Origin of the sequence: Streptomyces tricolor, assembly GCF_002155905.1 — a bacterium.
Classification (GTDB): Bacteria; Actinomycetota; Actinomycetes; order Streptomycetales; family Streptomycetaceae; genus Streptomyces; species Streptomyces tricolor.
Map to the genome: position 1 here is coordinate 1 of NZ_MUMF01000883.1, position 2,069 is coordinate 2,069.

General features: G+C 69.4%; 1 protein-coding gene and 1 pseudogene. Both read right to left on the bottom strand.

Annotation, left to right across the window (positions count from 1 at the left end):
* Positions 1-506: pseudogene (locus CCN44_RS41095) on the bottom strand (hypothetical protein); the annotation flags it as partial.
* Between the two features lie 296 nt (positions 507-802).
* Positions 803-1,909, bottom strand: a complete 1,107-nt coding sequence (gene prfB, locus CCN44_RS41100) for a peptide chain release factor 2 (RefSeq protein ID WP_059249832.1) — start codon at positions 1,907-1,909, stop codon at positions 803-805.
* Positions 1,910-2,069: the final 160 nt, after the last annotated feature.

Genomic DNA, 2,069 nt, shown 5'->3' on the forward strand with positions numbered 1-2,069 from the left:
GAGTTGCCGCCGTTGCCGTTGCCGCCGGAGTTGCCGTTGTCACCGCCGTTGCTGTTGCCGCCGGAGGTGCTGTCGTCGCCGCCGATCACGCCGCCGATGGAGACGTCGCCGCCGATCGAGGCGTCACCGCCCGAGGCCGCGTCACCGCCGGAAGCGGCATCGCCGCCGGAGGCAGCGTCACCGCCGGAGGCCGCGTCGCCACCGGAAGCGGCGTCGCCGCCCGAGGCAGCGTCGCCACCGGAGGCCGCGTCGCCGCCGCTGGCAGCCGCGCCGCCCGAGCCGTCGGTGCCACCGTCGGTGCAGATGCCGATCGGGCAGCCGTCGCCGCCGCCGTCGGTGTTGCCGCCGTCGGTGTTGCCGTTCGTGCTCACACCGAGGCTGATCGGGCCCGCCTGGACATCGAGGTCCAGGGCGGAAGCCGCGCCGGCGGCGGTCAGCGACGCACCGGCCGCGATCACGGCGCCGGCGGCTATCCGCGCGACCCGGATCCGCGTCTTCTTCGTCATGTGGTTGCTACCCCCAGTAGCTGTTCGTCAATGAGGCGGCGCGTGGGGCGTGCCGTGATCGACGGAGGCAGCTGGTGACGAAGAGTGCGTCAACTCGATCCCCCGGTTCACATGCGCCCCTCGAGTACGCATGCCGCGCCTCACCCTTCCCATTTTTCAAAGCAACGTCAAGGGCGTTGCGGGCGCAATGTCCGGTGGGGTGGCGTTTGCGGGGAGTTGAAACCTGTGAGTGTGATGTAAAACCCAGACAAAAGACAACTGCCGCCCCTCGGACGGCAGTTGTCATGTCGACAAAGTTACTTCTCCTGCTGCTTGCGCCAGCGAATCCCGGCCTCCAGGAACCCGTCGATCTCGCCGTTGAACACGGCCTCCGGGTTGCCCACCTCGTACTCGGTGCGCAGGTCCTTGACCATCTGGTACGGGTGCAGCACGTAGGAGCGCATCTGGTTGCCCCAGGAGTTGCCGCCGTCGCCCTTGAGGGCGTCCATCTTGGCCTGCTCCTCCTGCCGGCGCCGCTCCAGCAGCTTGGCCTGGAGGACGTTCATCGCGGTGGCCTTGTTCTGGATCTGCGACCGCTCGTTCTGGCAGGAGACCACGATGCCGGTGGGGAGGTGCGTGATGCGGACCGCGGAGTCGGTGGTGTTGACGCCCTGGCCGCCGGGCCCGGAGGACCGGTAGACGTCGATGCGCAGGTCGGACTCGTCGATGTCGACGTGGTCGGACTGCTCGACGACGGGGAGGACCTCGACGCCCGCGAAGGAGGTCTGGCGGCGGCCCTGGTTGTCGAAGGGCGAGATGCGCACGAGGCGGTGCGTGCCCTGCTCGACGGAGAGGGTGCCGTAGGCGTACGGCGAGTGCACGGCGAAGGTGGTCGACTTGATGCCGGCCTCTTCGGCGTACGACGTCTCGATCAGCTCCGTCTTGTAGCCGCGCTGCTCGGCCCAGCGCAGGTACATGCGCTGGAGCTTCTCGGCGAAGTCGGCGGCGTCGACGCCACCGGCCTCGGCGCGGATGTTGACGAGCGCCTCACGGGCGTCGTACTCGCCGGACAGGAGGGTACGGACCTCCATCTCGTCCAGCGCCTTGCGGACGGCGGCCAGCTCGGACTCGGCCTCGGCGCGGGTGTCCGGGTCGTCCTCCTCCTCGGCCATCTCGAAGAGGACCGCGAGGTCGTCGATCCGGCCGCGCAGCGCCTCCGCCTTCCGCACCTCGGACTGGAGGTGGGAGAGCTTGCTGGTGATCTTCTGCGCCTCGTCCGGGTTGTCCCACAGGGACGGGGCCGCCGCCTGCTCCTCAAGCACGGCGATTTGTGCCCTCATCGCATCGAGGTCCAGGACGGCCTCGATCGACTCCATGGTCGAGGAGAGGGACTTCAGCTCTTCGGATACATCGACGACTGCCACGCCTTCCAGCGTAACGGCTGTGGCAAGCGACCTCGGCCGAACAGTGCCCGGCAGCACAGCCGGCCTCCCGGGGGCTCTCCTCCCAGGAGGCCCGTTTCCCGCCCGGCCACCCGTATCCGCCGGCCGAGAGGGCACCGTCCCGGCCGGCGGATACGGGTGG